16 protein-coding genes are annotated in these 18,983 nt (G+C 32.9%); all 16 read right to left on the reverse strand.

Features of this window, described 5'->3' with window-relative positions:
• Positions 1-521 precede the first annotated feature (521 nt).
• On the reverse strand, positions 522-1,799 hold the full coding sequence (kynU, locus tag LUU93_RS17905) for a kynureninase (RefSeq protein ID WP_232682532.1): 1,278 nt from the start codon (positions 1,797-1,799) through the stop codon (positions 522-524).
• 285 nt (positions 1,800-2,084) lie between these two features.
• Positions 2,085-3,134, reverse strand: coding sequence for a tRNA preQ1(34) S-adenosylmethionine ribosyltransferase-isomerase QueA (queA, locus tag LUU93_RS17910; protein ID WP_229355780.1), 1,050 nt, complete (start codon positions 3,132-3,134; stop codon positions 2,085-2,087).
• A 370-nt stretch (positions 3,135-3,504) separates the two neighbouring features.
• Complete coding sequence (aroA, locus tag LUU93_RS17915) at positions 3,505-4,734, reverse strand: 3-phosphoshikimate 1-carboxyvinyltransferase (RefSeq protein ID WP_232682533.1); 1,230 nt, start codon at positions 4,732-4,734, stop codon at positions 3,505-3,507.
• A gap of 134 nt (positions 4,735-4,868) precedes the next feature.
• Positions 4,869-5,195, reverse strand: a complete 327-nt coding sequence (locus LUU93_RS17920; RefSeq protein ID WP_012022600.1) for a nucleotide pyrophosphohydrolase — start codon at positions 5,193-5,195, stop codon at positions 4,869-4,871.
• A gap of 2 nt (positions 5,196-5,197) precedes the next feature.
• Positions 5,198-7,186, reverse strand: a complete 1,989-nt coding sequence (locus tag LUU93_RS17925) for a DUF3858 domain-containing protein (RefSeq protein WP_232682534.1) — start codon at positions 7,184-7,186, stop codon at positions 5,198-5,200.
• A 2-nt stretch (positions 7,187-7,188) separates the two neighbouring features.
• Positions 7,189-9,204, reverse strand: coding sequence for a DUF3858 domain-containing protein (locus LUU93_RS17930; RefSeq protein WP_232682535.1), 2,016 nt, complete (start codon positions 9,202-9,204; stop codon positions 7,189-7,191).
• Positions 9,205-9,224: 20 nt separating this feature from the next.
• Positions 9,225-11,132 carry a DUF3858 domain-containing protein gene (locus tag LUU93_RS17935; protein WP_232682536.1) on the reverse strand — a complete coding sequence of 636 codons (1,908 nt, stop codon included), beginning with the start codon at positions 11,130-11,132 and terminating at the stop codon, positions 9,225-9,227.
• Between the two features lie 64 nt (positions 11,133-11,196).
• Positions 11,197-11,649 carry a D-aminoacyl-tRNA deacylase gene (dtd, locus tag LUU93_RS17940; RefSeq protein WP_232682537.1) on the reverse strand — a complete coding sequence of 151 codons (453 nt, stop codon included), beginning with the start codon at positions 11,647-11,649 and terminating at the stop codon, positions 11,197-11,199.
• Positions 11,650-11,826: 177 nt separating this feature from the next.
• On the reverse strand, positions 11,827-12,804 hold the full coding sequence (gene rsgA / locus LUU93_RS17945; protein ID WP_232682538.1) for a ribosome small subunit-dependent GTPase A: 978 nt from the start codon (positions 12,802-12,804) through the stop codon (positions 11,827-11,829).
• Between the two features lie 277 nt (positions 12,805-13,081).
• Complete coding sequence (locus LUU93_RS17950) at positions 13,082-14,164, reverse strand: bifunctional 3-deoxy-7-phosphoheptulonate synthase/chorismate mutase type II (protein WP_232682539.1); 1,083 nt, start codon at positions 14,162-14,164, stop codon at positions 13,082-13,084.
• 12 nt (positions 14,165-14,176) lie between these two features.
• Entirely contained in the window at positions 14,177-15,037 is an 861-nt protein-coding gene (locus LUU93_RS17955; RefSeq protein ID WP_073485360.1) for a prephenate dehydrogenase, read from the reverse strand.
• 223 nt (positions 15,038-15,260) lie between these two features.
• A complete protein-coding gene (locus LUU93_RS17960; protein ID WP_232682540.1) occupies positions 15,261-16,406 on the reverse strand; it encodes a pyridoxal phosphate-dependent aminotransferase in 1,146 nt (381 codons plus the stop codon).
• A gap of 88 nt (positions 16,407-16,494) precedes the next feature.
• Positions 16,495-17,334 (reverse strand): prephenate dehydratase, encoded by an 840-nt coding sequence (locus tag LUU93_RS17965; protein WP_232682541.1) that lies wholly within the window; start codon positions 17,332-17,334, stop codon positions 16,495-16,497.
• A gap of 568 nt (positions 17,335-17,902) precedes the next feature.
• Complete coding sequence (locus LUU93_RS17970; protein ID WP_232682542.1) at positions 17,903-18,175, reverse strand: hypothetical protein; 273 nt, start codon at positions 18,173-18,175, stop codon at positions 17,903-17,905.
• Positions 18,176-18,178: 3 nt separating this feature from the next.
• Entirely contained in the window at positions 18,179-18,403 is a 225-nt protein-coding gene (locus LUU93_RS17975; RefSeq protein ID WP_232682543.1) for a hypothetical protein, read from the reverse strand.
• Positions 18,404-18,405: 2 nt separating this feature from the next.
• Positions 18,406-18,900, reverse strand: a complete 495-nt coding sequence (locus LUU93_RS17980; protein WP_232682544.1) for a hypothetical protein — start codon at positions 18,898-18,900, stop codon at positions 18,406-18,408.
• Positions 18,901-18,983 lie beyond the last annotated feature (83 nt).

The following is an 18,983-nucleotide window of genomic DNA, read 5'->3' on the forward strand; positions in this document are numbered from 1 at the left end:
TGCAGTTTTTTAAATTATACACTACAAAATACGGTATATATACGATGTCGATTATTACATGATTTTTGAGAAACGTTATAAGATTAGAAGATTTAGCCTCTTTCCCGCAGATTATTTTGGATTTGACTTAATGTTTTAATCTCGCAAAGTTGTTAAGTTTTATTGCCACAGATTAAAGGATTAAAATGATTTAATAAAATATGCTTAAAAAACTCACGCAGATTAATCTTTTGAGAAAGTTTATCAAAAAATCTGTAAGATCTGCAGAATCTGCGTGAAACAAAAAAAATTTCAGACTGTTAAAGGTTAATTACATCCAGCTAAAGCTGGATGTAAATTTGATCAAAAAGAAAAGGGCTTTAGCCAAACAAGTATAGTTTGGTTAAAGCCCTTTTCAAACTTCATCTTTAATACCTCCAGTTAAAACTGGAGGCAATTGAAAAGTCTTTTTAATCCTTTTATCCCGATAGCTATCGGGAGTGGTAAATAAAACTTTGCGTCTTTGCAAGATTAATTCCTTTTTATTTTCCTAAAATTCCTTTTTTCAGGATTTGCCCAAAATCGTACATATCCTCATAAGAACAATATAATGGAACTGGTGCCAGACGAATTACGTTTGGTTCACGCCAATCTGTAATAACTCCGTTTTTCATTAAATAATCGAACAAGCTTCTTCCTTCTCCATGAAGGAAAACAGATAATTGTGAAGCTCTTTCTTCTGGATTTTTTGGTGTAATAATTTCAAAAGTACTTTCTACTTCTTTGTCTATTTCGTGTAGAATAAATTCTAAATAGGATGTAATGTGATCTCGTTTTGCAATTAAAGCGTCCATTCCAACCTCAGCAAACATTTCTACAGATGCTAAATATGGCGCTAAAGACAGAACCGGAAGGTTACTAACCTGCCATCCGCCTGCTCCGTGAACAGGATCAAAATTTGGTTCCATTTTAAAACGACGTTCTTTGTTATGTCCCCACCAGCCTGCAAAACGCGGTAAATCTGGATCATTATGATGTCTTTCGTGAACAAAAACTCCAGAAGCATTTCCTGGTCCTGAGTTCATATATTTATAACTGCACCAAGCGGCAAAATCAACATTCCAATTGTGAAGTTCTAATTTTATATTTCCTGCAGCGTGTGCTAAATCCCAACCTACTTTTGCTCCAGCTTTTTGACCCGCTTCGGTAATGGTTTTTATATCAAAAACCTGCCCGGTATAATAATTTACACCTCCAATTAAAACCAAAGCCAGTTCATCTCCCACTTCTTCGATTTTTGCTAAAACATCTTCCAGATGAATATTGTGTTCTCCATCGCGGCGTTTGATTTCTACGATTGCATCTTCTGGTTTGTATCCATGAAAATGAACCTGACTCTGAAACATATATTGGTCTGATGGAAAGGCTTTTTCTTCGCAAATAATTTTATAGCGTTTTCCTTTTGGCTGATAAAAAGAAACCATCAGCAAATGAAGATTCACAGTCAAGGTATTCATAACCGTAACTTCTGACGGAAGCGCTCCCACAATTTTACTTAAAGGTTCTGCAAATCGTTCCTGATAATCCCACCAAGGTTTTTCGGCATAAAAATGACCTTCAACAGCAAGTTCTGCCCAGTCGTTCATTACTTCATCTATATAGGCTTTAGTACGTTTTGGCTGTAATCCTAATGAATTTCCGGTGAAATAGATAACTCGTTTGTCATTTACTTTTGGAAAAATAAATTCTTGTTGATAGTGATTTAGTGTGTCTTTCGAATCTAGCTCTCGTGCAAATTCGCGTGTATTTTGAAAAGTCATTGTGTTTATTTTGAACCGTAAAAATAACAAAAAATTCGATTATTGTTTTTTTTGTTTCGGGTTTCAAGTTTCAAGTTGATATGCTTTGTGTGTTTAACCGCAAAGTTCGCAAAGCTTTGCGTTCTTTAGCACTTGGCAAACACAAACTGAGCAAAAAATCCTTGCGAACTTTGCGATTAAACTGTACAACGAACTTGAAACCTGAAACGTGAAACAAACTATCAAAAAACAAAAAACCCGACAAGTCATAAAACTAGTCGGGTCTTTTTATTAGATAAATTCTAATTAAAGAATTAACATCGCGTCTCCATAAGAATAGAATTTGTATCCTTCTTTGATTGCTTCGTCGTATGCTTTTTTCATTAGATCATGTCCACAGAAAGCAGAAATCATCATTAATAATGTTGATTTTGGGGTGTGGAAATTTGTAATCATACAGTTTGCAATACTAAAATCGTGAGGAGGAAAAATAAATTTATTTGTCCATCCTTCGTAAGGATTCAAAGTATTAGCAGAAGAAACAGAACTTTCGATTGCACGCATAGAAGTTGTACCTACTGCACAAATACGTTTTTTCTTTGCTTTTGCTTCGTTTACGATATCACAAGCTTGTTGATTGATAATCAATTCTTCTGAATCCATTTTGTGTTTAGATAAATCTTCAACCTCAACCGGGTTAAAAGTACCTAAACCAACGTGTAAAGTTACCTCAGCAAAATTCACTCCTTTGATTTCTAATTTTTTCAAAAGGTGTTTTGAAAAGTGCAAACCAGCAGTTGGCGCTGCTACAGCCCCTTCTTCTTTTGCGTAGATAGTTTGGTATCTTTCAGCATCTTCAGCAGTAACTTCTCTGTTGATGTATTTAGGAATTGGAGTTTCTCCAAGTTCTGTCAATTTGTTTCTGAATTCTTCATAAGAACCATCGTATAAGAAACGTAATGTTCTACCACGAGATGTTGTATTGTCGATTACCTCAGCAACTAATGAATCGTCGTCACCAAAATAAAGTTTGTTTCCGATACGGATTTTTCTAGCCGGATCTACTAAAACGTCCCAAAGACGCTGTTCTGAATTTAATTCTCTTAATAAGAAAACTTCAATTCTCGCTCCTGTTTTTTCTTTGTTTCCGTACAAACGTGCAGGGAAAACTTTTGTATTGTTAAGAATTAAAACGTCACCGTCATCAAAATAGTTGATAACGTCTTTAAACATTTTATGTTCGATAGTGTTTTTTTGACGGTCAATTACCATTAAACGAGATTCATCTCTATTTTCTGCCGGAAATTCAGCTAAAAGTTCTTTCGGTAAATTGAAATTGAAGTGTGATAATTTCATATTTGGATTGTTGATTTTAGAATGTAGATTTTAGGTTTATTTACCTAAAATTTTAAATCGGTTGCAAATATACGATTGTGAGATAGGCGTTGTCAAGTGTTTTGGCTTTTATTTTCAAAAGTCCTTGATTTTGTGAGGTTTCAGATTGACTTAAAAATGTATTCTTTAAGTCAATTTTAACTTTTTTGAAACCATATAAGGAATAAAAGTTCATTTTATTGGGATTCGCAGATACGTTCTTAAACCCGACAGGTTTAAAAACCTGTCGGGTTTGCTTTTAGATACTCATAAAAAAACCTCTGGTTAAAACCAGAGGCTATCTTTTATTGAGCTTTTATTTTAAAATGAACTTATTTATACGGTTCAAAAACTACAATTCTGAAATTTGGAAATTTAAAGCTTTTAAATCGTTCCAGAAATCTGGATATGATTTTGAAACTACTCCTGCATCTTCAATAATAATAGGTACTTTAATGGCTAATGGAGCAAATGCCATTGCCATACGGTGATCGTTATACGTCCCGATTTTTACATCGTGATTTATATTATCTGATTTTACTAAAGTTAAGCTGTCATTGGTTACTGAAATATTCGCGCCTAACTTTGTAAGCTCAATTCGCAATGCTTCAAGTCTGTCCGTTTCTTTAATTTTTAAAGTATGAAGACCTGTTAAATGACATCCAATTCCTAAACCTAAACAAGTTACTGCGATTGTTTGTGCGATATCCGGCGTGTTGTTTAATTCAAAATTTACATCTTGATAATTAAATCCTGCCACTTTTTCTAAAGTCATTTTGTTGTTTTGGAAAATCGTTTTTACGCCCATTTTTTCATAAAGAGAAACTAATTCTGAATCTCCCTGAAGACTGTTTTCTTTATAACTGCTCAATGTTATTTTTGCAGCATCGGCCAAAGCCACAAGACTAAAGAAATACGAAGCCGAACTCCAGTCAGATTCTACAACCATTTCTTTTGATTCAACAGATTCTTTAGGATAAACTTTAATTATGTTTCCTTCAAAACTTGTTTTGATATCTAAATCATTCAGTAAAGCCAAAGTCATTTTAATATAAGGAACTGAAGTAATTTCTCCTTCTAATGTCAGCTCTAAACCATTTTCTAGTTTTGAAGCGACTAATAAAAGTGCCGAAATATATTGACTGCTTACATTGGCTGCTAAAGTAACTTTTGAATCTGTAACTTTTTTTCCTTTAATTCGAATTGGCGGATAACCTTCTTCTTTTTCATAAGAAATCTCAACACCTAATTGTTTTAAAGTATCAACCAAAATTTTAATTGGGCGTTCCTGCATTCTGCCAGAACCTGTCATAACTACTTCTCTTCCTTCGTTTACCGCAAAATAAGCGGTTAAAAAACGCATTGCAGTTCCGGCATGGTGAATGTCAACAATTTCGTCATTACCAATTAATGCTTTCTGCATTACTTCGCTGTCATCTGAATTTGAAGTATTGGCTAAAGTAATATTTGGAAATAAGGCTTTTAGTAATAATAAACGGTTTGTTTCACTTTTAGAACCTGTGATATTTAGCTGCGAATTATCAATTGTAAATTGTGAATTCGTTCTTAATTTTAAATTCATTTTTTTAATTGTAAGTTGTGAATTATGAATTATGAATGATTAGAAACATAATTCAGCCCCGCAATTTACCACTCCCCATTCATAATTCAAAATTCAAAACTCATAATTCAAAACTTATGAGTGATATTTCACAATTATTTCAATTTATCGTTGTTTTTGTGACGATCTTTATCTCTAACCGATTTTAAGTCCATTTTTTTATCAAAAGCAGCTTGTAAATCGATTCCTGTTTGGTTGGCCAAGCATAAAACTACAAATACAACATCGGCTAATTCTTCGCCTAAATCTTTGTTTTTATCGCTTTCTTTTTCAGATTGTTCTCCGTAACGACGGGCAATAATTCTGGCAACTTCACCAACTTCTTCTGTAAGCTGTGCCATATTGGTTAATTCGTTAAAGTAACGAACTCCGTGTTCTTTTATCCAGGTATCAACGTCTAGTTGTGCATTTTTCAAATCCATGATTACATTTTTTTAAGGACAATTTTTTCGTTTTGACTTGCAATAAGCTTTTGAAAAACATCTTTCAAACCTTTATATTGCTCAGTGGCAAAAATACTACTGTTAATTTCATTTGTACAGTTTATCTGAATTTTGTTTCCCTCTTTAAAAAAAATCATCGTATAAACCAGATCATTATTTTCTGATGCTATTTTAATAGGTGAAGGCATCGATTCGACAACAAATCCATCAGGGATTTCCAGATTAACATTATATTTTTCGTGCATTTTATACCCAAAACAAACTGGCATTCTTCTTATTTCCTGATTAAAAGGGTTTTTAGTTCTGGTAAAGAACAATAATGGTTTTATAAATATTTTACCTTCAATTATATCTGACTGACTATTTGATGTAAAAGCAAAAGTTTCAAGTATTGGATCTTTTATATTTGACTTTTGGTTTTCGATTTTATAATTCGAGATATTCAAATTACCTAATTTTTCTTCAAATTTTTCTAAGTAGCTATCTTGTGATACTGCATTGTTTTCAACTCTAAATCGGTAAGCGTCATAATCTGTGCGCAAAATTCTGACCTGGCCATTCATTTTTCCTTCGCTGTCTATTTTAACCAGCATGTTAAAATTTTCTCTTGATGGACTTGATGGCTCTAAATCTATTTCTATAGAAGTGCCGTCTTTTTTTATCAATCTGCCTTTCCAGTTCAAAACATTAAGAGGTAAAATATTTGGAGAGGTATATTTATGTGTGGCGTCAAGCAAAATTTGTTTACCGTCAATTTCAGCAGCAGCAATGACATAATTAAATCCTGTTCTGGTTGGATAAATTGGAAGTCCATTTTCAACTGTACTTATCAAGACTGGATTCGCATCTATTCCGGCCAATATCAACATATTTATCAAAATAAAATTGATCTCGGCAACATTACCCGTTTGATCTGAATATGCTTTTACAACACCTTTATCTGTATAAAAACCATTGCTTTCATTCCAGTTCATTCTGTTTTGAATGTAGGTAAAAATCAGGCTTAATCTTTCATTTTGAGATTCTGCCTTTCCAAGTAATCGTTTAACATCTTCTATTAAAAAATTACTTTCATTGAGCTGTTTTCCAAAACTATTATCTGTAAAAATTGTTTTTGCTACACCTTCCCAAGTCAGCGTATAATCTTTTACAGGCTGTTCAGGCATTCTTACCCTTTCAAGTTCATGCTTGATTATTCCTTTGTAATTTTCAATATTATTTACATAAGGTTCCTCATTCAAAGCCGGGATATTTTTTCCTGAATAATAAGCCTCAATTTGTCGGTACGAAAATGAATTGGTTTGATTGTGTTCGTTTTCGAATGTTTGACTTCCAGTAGAGAATTTAGAATCGTTTTCTAATGGGATTCCTCCTATTAAAATTGGTTTGTAGATGTAAAATTCCGGTATTTCTGTTTTATAATAAAAATAGTTAACCGGAATATCATATTGAATATCAAAGTCTGGGAATTTTACAATATTCTCAGACTTTAAAATATATTTATATTCGATAATAGAACCCACTTTTACATTGGGCAGTGTAATGGCTTTTTCTTTCCAGTAATTATTGATTTTTTTCTTAAATGCTCCTTGATTTTCAAGTTTGGTTTTTACTATAGCACCATTTTCCAGATTATATGTTACCGCATCTGAAAACTCCAAACGATCTTCGTTTAAATTTTCATATCCTATATAAAAACGCACTTTTTGATCTGCCCATTTTAGGCCTTCTTTTTTGTAAATTTTAATTTTTACTTCACAGACATGATTGGCAGAAAAACCAACATCTCTATTGTACGTAAAATATGTCCTGCCTTTTTTAAATAATATGGCTGCAGAGGCGCTGCTGTCGATTGGATGCACTTTTTCCTGAAGTTCTGCTATTGTTACTTTTCCTAATTGATAAGTTTGGGACTGTACCTTTATAACAAAAAGGAAAAATAAAATAATTACTGAACTTGAAAATTTCATACTTATATTCTTTTTAATACTATTTTTTCAGTCTCTTTTGCTACCATTGCTTTGTAATATTCTTTTAGCATTTCGTATTTTTCAGCCGATACAATCGCTTCGTTTATTTGATGTAACACTAAAAGCTGCAAAGAATTTCCATTTGTTGCAATATTAAATTTAAAAATCCCTAGATTATCTTCCATCGTAATCGCCGCAGGAGCTGGTAACGTTTCGACTGCAAAACCTTCCGGAATTTGAATTGTTATATTGTATTTATCAGCAAAAGGATAACTAAAATCTACCGGATATTCCCTAACTTCCTGTTTAAATGGATTTTTATCTTCGGTAAAAAACAACATTGGGTTTACATAAATTTTCCCGCCAATAAGTTCACATAAATTTGTTCCCGTAAAAGAATAAGTTTCTATAATAGGCAGTAAAATATCTTTTTCATTTGTTTTAGAATATTCGCTTATTTCAATTTTATTATTTCGATTTTCTAATTTTTCAAGATATTCTTCTTCTTTCAAACTACTAATGTTATCTCGAGTGACCATCGCATTATAATCAGTATATTGTCTTCTGGTTTTTCCCGTAACTTTCCCTTCAGGATCAATAGTATAATTCATAAATACATTATCGCCTGAAACTTTTTTCGGCATTAGATCAACTTCTTCAGATGTTCCGTCTTTTCTAATTAAACGACCATTCCAGTTTAATGCTCTTAATGGCAGAATATTTGGAGTTGAAAATTTATCTGTTGCATCTAGCAAAATATTTCCATTTGGAGTTTCTACTGCTGCAATAACATAATTAAATGCAGTTCTGTTAGGGAATAATGGAATTCCATTAGAACGTGTACTTACTAAAACCGGGTTTGCTGTTAATCCTGCATAGCGTAACATTGCTGTAAGCATAAGGTTTATTTCGGCACAATTACCAATTTTTTCCTGATATGCTTTTTTTACTCCTTTGTCACAAGTATAACTTTGATATTCATCCCACTTCACTCTCGATTTAACATAACTCAAAAGTACTGCTATTTTTTCTTCAGGAGTATTTGTTGCTGCTAAGACAGTTTTAACATCTTCTTCAAAATAACCTGTTTTATTTAATTCAGGACCAAAATCATCATAATCATAGATAGTTTTTACAACAGAATTCCAATCTGACGAATAGGACTTAATTGGAGTATCTGGCCATTTAACAACAGATAATTCATAAGATAAAGCTGCTCTGTAATTATCAATATTGTTTACATGAGATTCTTCTTTTATTGCTGGTACATTATCAATTATATAAGTAGTTTTATCTTCAAAATAATCTATTTTATCTTGAGAAAAAGAAGTTGCCCCGCCATTACCGCGTGCATCTGGTCTTTCTTTGCTTGTAAAAATAATCGAAGAACTCTTTCTGTCTTTAGAAACTTTTGGAAAAACATACCCTTTCTGCATTACATTATACACATAATACTCGGGTATATAAGTTGTAAATTCTGAGTGATTTACAGGAATAGCATATTGAAAATTCCAATCACGCATCCATGAAACATAAGGAGATTTAACTGTATACTTAAATTCAATCACGGAACCTTCAACTATATTAGGCATTGTAATTTTTTTTCGTCCTAAAAATTTATGCACAAGCTGATCAAATATTCCATCACTTTTAAGCTTCGTTTTTTCAATTTTTCCATTTACCAAATTAAAAGTATTAGCATCTGATATCTGAATACTTTCTTTTGAATTTCCTGAAATAGAATAATTTATTGTTTGATTAGCATAATCATAACCTTCTTTTTTATATATCTTGATACGGGTTTCAACTTCAGTAGTTAGTACAAATCCGTCATTTTGATTATAGTCTAATCTAGAATTTCCCTTTTTATAAAGAATTGCCGCAACAGCTGCTGTATCTATAGAATGTTTTTTTTCTTTTATTTCCTCAATAGAAACTTTGCCTAATTTAAATTCCTGTGCAGCAGCTTTTGAGATAAATAGCAATAGAATTGTTAGACTAAAAATTTTGATTTTCATTATTTTATTTTTGATTTTGGTTAGTTCTTGTTTAATATAATTTTTGCATTATCATTTTTTGACACTTGTTCCATAAAAAGACGATATTCATCATACTCTTTGTTTGAATATTTTCCTTTGTTTACAAACATTGAGCGTTTGTAAATCAATTTATTATTGTCTTTTTTGATAATTTCGGTTTTGTATTCTCCAAATTTTCCTTTTAATTCAAAGTTTGAAGGCAGAAATTCTATTGAAAAGCCAGTTGGAAGATTAATTTCGATTTCATCGGTATCTAAATATCCGCGCTGAATTTGAAATGGATTTTTGCGGTTTCTAATTCGTTTTATATTTCCTGTATATTGATTAAAAGCATCAACCACAAACATCATTTTATTACCCGAAAGTGTTCCGTAATTTGAAGCATTAATCTGAACATCTTCAGTAAAACGAATATTTTCCTTGTCGTTTGTAAAAGTTATTTTACCCAATTTCAAATTATTGATATTACCCCAATAATCTTTGTAATGCTCTTCTTTTTCATTTGGCTGCATGGTTTCAACTCTTGACCTGGAAGCATATTGACTTCCTTGCGATGCAATTTTTAAAATACCTGAAAAATTTCCGGTTTCATCAATTGTATAAATTCCTTTCTCTTCCTGCGTATTTCCTTTATCATCGTAAATTTTAGTACGAACAATTTCTCCTCCTTCAGGTTTTACAACGAGAACATCACGATCATCAGTAAAAATTCCTTGATATCCAAAAGGATCATCCTGACTTGTACACTCTAACCAGATATAATTATTCCCATTCGGAACGGCAAGAATCATATGATTGCCTTGCATTGAAACAAAATCTGGCTGAATATCTAACTTATATCTATCTCCGTATAAAATCGTATTATAAGACGGAACATCTACAACCTGCAAAAGTGCTTTTGTATAATTTGACAATGCTTTACAATCTCCATATCCTAAGCGATCTACATCGCTCGCCAGCATAGGTTTCCATCCTCCGATACCTACTGCAATATTTACATACCTGGACTTTTTTTGGACATAATCGTAAATAATTTTTGCTTTCTTAACAGGATCTTTTTCGTCTCCAACAAGTGCTTTTATTTTTACTTTAGTTTCATCTGGTAAAACAGTAGTTCCATTTAAGATTTTCTCTCCGTACCATTTTCCAAATGCTTCCCATGTATCGGCTTTTCCGTCAACTCCTTCTAAGTGAAAATTTTCTAATCCCATCATAACTTTAGGAAAAAGCTCCCCATATGACGGGCTTAAATCTTCTTGCTTTTGAGCCACAATATTTGCTGCTATATAGCTTAAATTAGTGTCTGTATCAGTTGTTTTTTTAATATTGAAACCATCAAATCGGAACTCTTTCTTTTTAAATCCTAATTCTTTAGGAAAAGTAACATTCAAAACACATTTCTCTACACTCAGATAATAACCTCCCAAAAAATACCATTGCGGTATAAAAGCTGTATTTGAAGTTTCTGTTTCACAGTTGTAGACAATTGTAAAAGGATATGAGATTGGAGTATAATCTAAATAAAGTACGCGATTATCCGAAAACAGCGTACTGCCGCTAACTGCACTTTGGTCTCTAAAGTCTTTTCGCCTGATCTTTTTTATCTCATTTCCCAATGCATCATAAACTATCGCTTCTATATTTTTTATTGAAGTAGTTTTATCATAATGCTGATAGGCATCAATATCATTTAAACCTTTCTCATTTAACACAGAGACCACCCTTTGGGTTTTGATATTCATACTTCTTTGTGAAACAATAACAATATCCATCTGATCTAAGCGAAGAACAGCATTAGCATTTTGTTTAAGACTATCAGGTATAGATAGTGTAGAATAATTAATCTTCTGAGCAGAAGAAACAAGAGAAAATAAGAAAAAAAACAGCCCGCAAAAGGTAGATTTCATTAGTAAGTAATTTCACCAAATATATATCATTTTTAGAAATCCTTAACATTTGTTGATTTATTTTTTATTCCTTGTTTTTACTATCTATAACAATCGTTACAGGGCCATCATTTAATATGCTTACTTTCATATCGGCGCCAAAAATTCCGGTTTGTACTTTCTTGCCAAACTCTTTTTCTAAAGCTTTTACAAAGTTTTCATACATAGGAATTGCGAACTCAGGTTTTGAAGCTTTTATATAAGACGGTCGGTTTCCTTTTTTTGTAGAAGCATGAAGTGTAAATTGGCTAACAACAATAATTTCGCCGTCGACATCCTGAACTGAGCAGTTCATAATATCATTTTCGTCACCAAAAATTCTCATTTTTATAATTTTTCCGGTAAGCCAGTCAATGTCTTCCTGAGTATCGGCATCTTCAATTCCAACTAAAACTAATAATCCTTTTTTAATGTCGGCTGTTTTTTGACCATCAACGGTTACGGATGCCTCGGAAACTCTTTGTACGACTACTTTCATTATTACAGAAGGTGGTTTTATGCCACAGATTAAAAGGATTTAACAGATTTTAAATTCTAGGGTTAGATGCACAGCAGTGCATCTCTATATTTGAATATGTTGTATGATTTTTTTGTTTGGAATTTGGACTCGAGCGATAGAGAACAGGCGAAGCAATTTGAAAAAATTGGAATTTAATTATTTCCTCGTTTCATCACTCGCTGCACGATCATCACCATAAATATCGGTGCGATAATGTTCTTCATCGCCTTCAAGGATCTTAAGATAACTATTGTAACGCGACCATGCAATTTCATCTTTTTCTAAAGCTGCTTTTATGGCACAATGCGGCTCTTCTTTATGCAGACAATTATTAAACTTACATTGATCTTTTAGTTTGAAGAATTCCGGAAAATAACCGCTGATTTCTGATGGCTCCATATCGACGATTCCGAAACCTTTAATTCCAGGTGTATCGATAATTCGAGCATCAAAAGATAAATCATACATTTCGGCAAAAGTCGTTGTATGCTGTCCTTGTTTACTTTGTTCTGAAATTATCGAGGTTTTTAAATGAAGAGTTGGTTCCATTGCATTTACCAAAGTCGATTTCCCAACTCCGGAATGTCCTGAAAACATACTTACTTTACCAACCATCATTTCTTTAAGCTTGTCAACTCCTTTGTTTTCTGTTGATGATATTCGGAGACATTTATATCCAATTTCGGTATAAATATGCTGCAAATAAAGCTGATCGTCTAAAGTCTGTTCATTGAGCGTATCGATTTTGTTGAAAATCAAAACTGCTTCAATTCCGTATGCTTCGGCAGTAACTAAAAATCGATCTATAAAACTTGTGGTTGTGGGAGGATTATCAATTGTAATCAATAAAAAAACCTGATCGATATTTGAAGCAATAATATGAATCTGTTTGGATAAATTAACCGATTTACGGACGATGTAATTTTTTCGTTCGTGAATTTTATGAATTGTACCCGTAACGGCATCTGAAGTTTCTTCTAATTCATAATCGACAATATCGCCTACAGCAATTGGGTTGGTACTTTTAATACCTTTCATTCTGAATTTCCCTTTCATACGGCATTCTATAAAATCGCCTTTTTCAGATTTTACGGTGTACCAGCTTCCTGTAGATTTATATACGATTCCTGTCATTCTTTAATTTTAGATTGCTGATTTTAGATTTTAGATTCAAACCTTAAAATCTTTGCAAAGATAAATGAATAATTTTAACCATATAAGCTATATAAGTGAATATAAATAAAGTGATCTTATACAGTCTGCATTAAACAAAAAATCCCCAACACTTCTTTCAAAGTGATGGGGATTTTAAAAAACAATCTAATTTTAGTATTGTGATATAATAAAACTCAAGAGCAAAGTTTAGAAAAAACTAAAATTAATTTATATCACTTATATGGTTTAGAAAAAATTATGCGTTAAAAATTTTCTCTTGGTGACCAATACTTTCCTGGTGAATTGCTTTGAACATTCTCAAAACAAACTCTTCGGTAAGACCTTTTTTCTCACCTTCAAGAATCATTTTTCCTAATATTTCATTCCAACGGTTATTTTGAAGGATCGCAACGTTTGCATCTTTTTTCACCTGACCAATTTCGTCAGCAACTTTCATACGTTTTCCTAATAACTCTAATAAGTTAGCATCAAGAACGTCGATGTTAGCTCTTAATTTTTTCATTTTTTGGCTGTACTCATCTGTAGTATCATCCGTTTTTCTGATAGTCAAATCTTTAATGATTTGTTTCAAAGCATCTGGAGTTACTTGCTGCGCAGCATCAGACCAAGCGTTGTCTGGATCGAAGTGCGTTTCGATAATCATACCATCGTAGTTCAAATCTAAAGCCTCTTGCGTTACTTCAAAAATCATGTTACGATCTCCTGTAATATGAGAAGGGTCAATGATTAATGGTAAATCAGGGAATTTATTTTGCAATTCGATAGCAATCTGCCATTCTGGAATGTTTCTGTATTTAGTTTTTTCGTAAGTAGAGAAACCTCTGTGAATAACTCCTAATTTCTCGATTCCAGCCATGTGTAAACGCTCAACACCACCTAACCATAAAGCTAAATCTGGGTTTACAGGGTTTTTAACCAAAACGATTTTATCAGTTCCTTTTAAAGTATCAGCAATTTCCTGAACCGCAAAAGGGTTTGCAGTTGTACGGGCACCAACCCATAAAACGTCGATATCATGTTCTAAAGCTAGTTTACAGTGCGCTGCAGTTGCAACCTCAGTACCCATTAATAAACCAGTTTCAGCCTTAGCTTTTTGTAACCATTTTAAACCAATTTCTCCAACACCTTCAAATCCTCCCGGACGCGTTCTTGGTTTCCAGATTCCAGCTCTGAATACACTAACTTTAGAATCTTTTAATTCATGAGCGATTCTCAAAACCTGATCTTCCGTTTCTGCACTACATGGTCCAGCTATCACAAGTGGGTGATTTAAATTGAAATCTTCTAACCACTTTCTCATTTCTTTCTTATTTTCCATCTTATTTTTAATTTATTTCTTAGTTGTTGTTAATCCGTTTAATATCTCTTTTATTTTATTTGTGCTTTCCATTTCTTCAAAAATGGCATTGTAATTTTCATCTTTCAGCAAATCCCTAAACCGACTGAGATTTGAAATATATTCTTCTAAGGTTTCCAGAACGTGTTCTTTGTTCTGCTTAAAAATCGGCGTCCACATTGCGGGCGAACTTTTTGCTAAACGAACGGTACTTTCAAATCCACTCCCCGCCATATCAAAAATATCCTGCTCGTCTTTTTCCTTATTCATTACCGTTTTACCCAGCATAAACGAACTAATGTGCGACAAATGCGAAACGTAAGCAATGTGTTTATCGTGCGAAGTCGGGTCCATATATCGAATCCTCATTCCTATTTCGCTGAAAAGCTTTAATGCCTTTTCCTGCAATTTAAAAGTGGTTTTTTCCACTTCGCAAATAATGTTTGTTTTTCCTTTAAACAAACCTTTTATTGCCGCCGAAGGTCCTGAAAACTCTGTTCCTGCTATCGGATGCGTGGCAATAAAATTTCTTCTTTTTGGGTGGCTTGCTACTGCTTCGCAAATTGGTTTTTTCGTCGAACCAACCTCAAAAACAATTGTTTTGTCTCCAACTAAATTCAGAACTTTAGGCAAAACCGTCAGCGCCACATCAACTGGAACCGAAACAATTACAAAATCGGCTTCTGCCAAATCTTCAAAACTTCCTGCTTCATCGATAACTCCTAAATCAATGGCTTCCTGCAAATGTTTTTCGTTGCTGTCAATTCCAAAAATTGTCGAATCAGGATGCTGGTCTTTGATGTCCAGCACCATCGAACCGCCTATTAATCCTATTCCTATTACGTATACTTTCATATTTATTTTTATTAGAAGCTGTTTCCTGCTATCCGCTGTATCTTTTATGGTGAACCCCACCATAAAAGGATGCCGCTTCTATCAGGGCTAGGGCTTCTCGTTTTTCAAGACCTTTTATTTTTTCTGTCACCCTGAGCGAAGTCGAAGAGCTTTCCAATCTGGGTGTGGCTTCGACTTCGCTCAGCCTGACAATCTAAAATCTAAAATCTGATATCTAAAATTTTCAAAATCGATCAATCGCTTCTTGTACTTTTTCTTCTTTTACACACAATGAGAATCTGATATACCCTTCACCGTTGCTTCCAAAAATAGTTCCCGGTGTAATGAAAATATGTTTCTCATATAATATTTCGTCAATGAACTTCTCTGCTGATGCTATTCCTTCTGGAAGTTTTGCCCAGACAAAAAGCCCAACTCCTTCTTTATAAACTTTGCAGTTTAACTTTTCTGCTAACTTTTCAGTTAATTCTCTACGGCGTCTGTAAATTTTGTTTTGATCTTCGAACCAAGACTTATCACAATTCAACGCTGCTACTGCACCTTTCTGAATTCCATAGAACATTCCGCTGTCCATGTTGCTTTTTACTTTTAGGACTGCATCGATAATTTCAGGATTTCCTAAAACCATCCCGACTCTCCATCCTGCCATGTTGAAAGTTTTGCTTAAAGAATTTAATTCTAAAGCTACATCCTTCGCTCCTTCAACCTGCAACAAACTCATTGGGTTATCATTCAAAACAAAACTATACGGATTGTCGTTGATCAATAATATATTGTGTTTCTTAGCAAAAGCAACCAATTTTTCAAATAACGCTAAACTTCCTCTTGCTCCTGTTGGCATGTGCGGATATCCCAGCCACATAATTTTTACTTTCGAAAGATCTAATTTTTCCAAAGCTTCAAAATCCGGTTCCCAGGCATTTTCTTCTTTCAAATCATAATAAATCGGAACTGCCTGAACCAAATTAGTTACCGAAGTATAAGTTGGATAACCCGGATTTGGAATTAAAACGTGATCGCCTTCATTTAAAAAAGCTAACGAAATGTGCATAATTCCTTCTTTTGAACCCATCAAAGGCAAAATCTCATTATTAGGGTTCAACTCAACACCAAATTGATTCTGATAAAAATCTGCCATCCCTTTTCTCAATTCCGGTAATCCCTGATAGCTTTGATAACCATGCCCGTTTTCATCTTGAATTGCTGCAGCGACTGCTTCAATTACTGCTTTTGACGGACTCAAATCAGGGCTTCCGATTCCCATATTGATGATCGATTTTCCTTCAGACTGTAGTTGACGAACTTCTCTCAATTTTGATGAGAAGTAGTATTCTTCAACTGTATCTAATCTTTTTGCTGTTGTAATCATTTTTTTATTGCTTTAGGCCGTAAGCTTTAGGCTTTAGGCTCTTTTTAAACTTTCTATTTTGGACTTTAAGACTTTCGACTTTCCAACTTTAAGACTCACTTAAAGGTCTTGTATTTTTATATTCTCCCAACACTTTAAAATATTCTGCCATTATGTTTAATAACGCTTTGGCTTTTGCAAAATCTTCGTATTTTTCAAATGTCACGTCTACGAAGAATGAATATTTCCAAGGCGTTTCAATTTTTGGAAGCGACTGGATTTTTGTCAAATTCAGTTTGCAGTCGCTCATTACATTCAAAACCGCTGCTAAGCTTCCTCTTTTGTGATCTAATTCAAATTTGACAGATGCTCTGTTAATTTCGCTTTCCGGCAAAAATGAATTTTGCTTTTTGATGATTACGAAACGTGTCATATTATTTTTGATCGTTTGAATAGATGGCGCAATAATATCTAAATCATACATTTCAGAAGCTGTTTCACTTGCAATTGCAGCAATTCCGATTAATTGTTTTTCCTGAATTCTTCTTGCTGTTTCGGCTGTATCTTTATCCTCAACCAATTTGATATTTGGATATTGTTTCAGGAAATCCATGCATTGCAAAAGTGCCATCGGGTGTGAATGAACTTCTTTTATATCTTCAATTTTCTGGCCTTTTAAAGCCATTAAATTCTGCTGAATATTTAAATAATGCTCTCCAATAATATGTAAATTATTCTTATCGATCAAAGCATAATTCGGGATAATTGGCCCGGCAATTGAATTTTCGATCGCCATAACCGCCTGATCTGATTTTCCGGCAATAAGGCTGTCAATTAATTCTTCAAAGGACAAACATTCATCAATATCCACATTTTCAGAGAAATACTCCTTCACAACCTGATGATGAAAAGATCCTTTAATACCTTGTATTGCAATTTTCGTTGTCATATATTCAAAAAAAAATCCTGATTTGCATCAGGATTGTATATTAGTTTTATTTGTCTTAGAAATATTTCTCAAATAACCATAGCACAATCCTGACTTCTACTAAAGAAGAAATAAAAACTGTTGCTAAAATAAAAACGGTTACTTGCCATTTTGTTTGTGTTATTTTGTAAATTCTCTGCGAATGTATAAATTATTTTTACTGCACCAAAAAAAATATTGTATTTTATGAAACAAAAAAGGATTTCTTAACAAAATTAGGATGATTTGTATGATAATATAAAAATATGGGCTTAAAATGAGATATTTATAATTGAGGTTTTTCTGAAATTCTAAGGTAGTAAGTTGCTAAGCAACTAATTTTCTGCCACGAATTTCACAAATTTACACAAATCATTATGGCTTTAAAATTCAATTTCTCGAATTATAACAAATTCTTTTGCTCTGTCTGTCATTTCCGACAGAGAAGAAATGACACTAGAAACTCGACAAAGATTGACGACTTTAGTCAGGGAATACCTAGCGTGATTTCTCGTCCAGCGAAATGACAAAAAAGAGAACTATAGAAACATTACTTATAAATTAAAAATTCATCGACAAACACTTTTTCTTCATCTATATATAAAAAGTAATTTCCAATTGTTTTTTGTTCCTGTTGCGAACTAAGTTCTAATCTTATTTCAATACAAGGTGTTACAATAAAATCATGATCCATTAAGATTGAAATAGATTTTGGAGAAGCCAGGCATTTTTCCCGACATTCTTCATCAATATTATTATAATACGCAACTGCAAGATTGTAAAGCATTACCTTATCCTCAATAATGTTTTTATATAAATCCATTTGTTATTCTTCAATTTTACAATTAACACCAATTCTTTCTGCTTCTTCTAAAAACTCTTTTGCGATGTTTAAATCTTCTATTTCTAAAATTATGACATTATCATCTAAAAGCATATCGGTATTTGTTTTAGAATCAACTAAAGACATTCTGAGTTTCTCCTGCTGCAACTTTGTGAGGGATATTTTAAGCAATCCCTCTCTCCAGCTTTCCATTATTACTTTTACCACAACTATCTTTTTATAGCATCAAAATCCTTCTGTGTCATAACCTTTTTAGCAAGCATAAGATTTAACCAGTCTTCAATTGGTTTCTTAGATATTTTATCTAATTTGCTAATATCAATTTTTTCAAAATCAGAATAATCTGCGCCGTACTTCTCATACAACGCTTGAAGATAATCATAATATCCTCTTTCATAATTGTATTTTAAAGCCATGATTTTGGAGTAAACCATCACGCTATCTGTTCGCACCTCTTTACCACATTCTTTAAAATCATAAAAAAGCTCTAAATAAGCATCTTCATCTCCCTTCTTTTTAACTCTATTAACCAATGTATCGTAATTGGTCGCTATAGTATTCATCGTAACAACTTCATCCTGATCAACATCTTCATGATTCTTTTCTTCCTTTGCAATCTTAACTTCTTTTATCTTATTTACTTCCTTCTCTTTGCATGAAACAAAAACGAGTACTAGCAATATAAAAATGATTTTTCCTTTCATAAATTTCTAATTTTAATTATTTCTTAGCCACGATTGCAGTGGAAATCCTTTATATTTTTTCTTTAAAAATATAAAGATTGAAA

Source organism: Flavobacterium soyae (assembly GCF_021245985.1).
GTDB classification, from domain to species: domain Bacteria; phylum Bacteroidota; class Bacteroidia; order Flavobacteriales; family Flavobacteriaceae; genus Flavobacterium; species Flavobacterium soyae.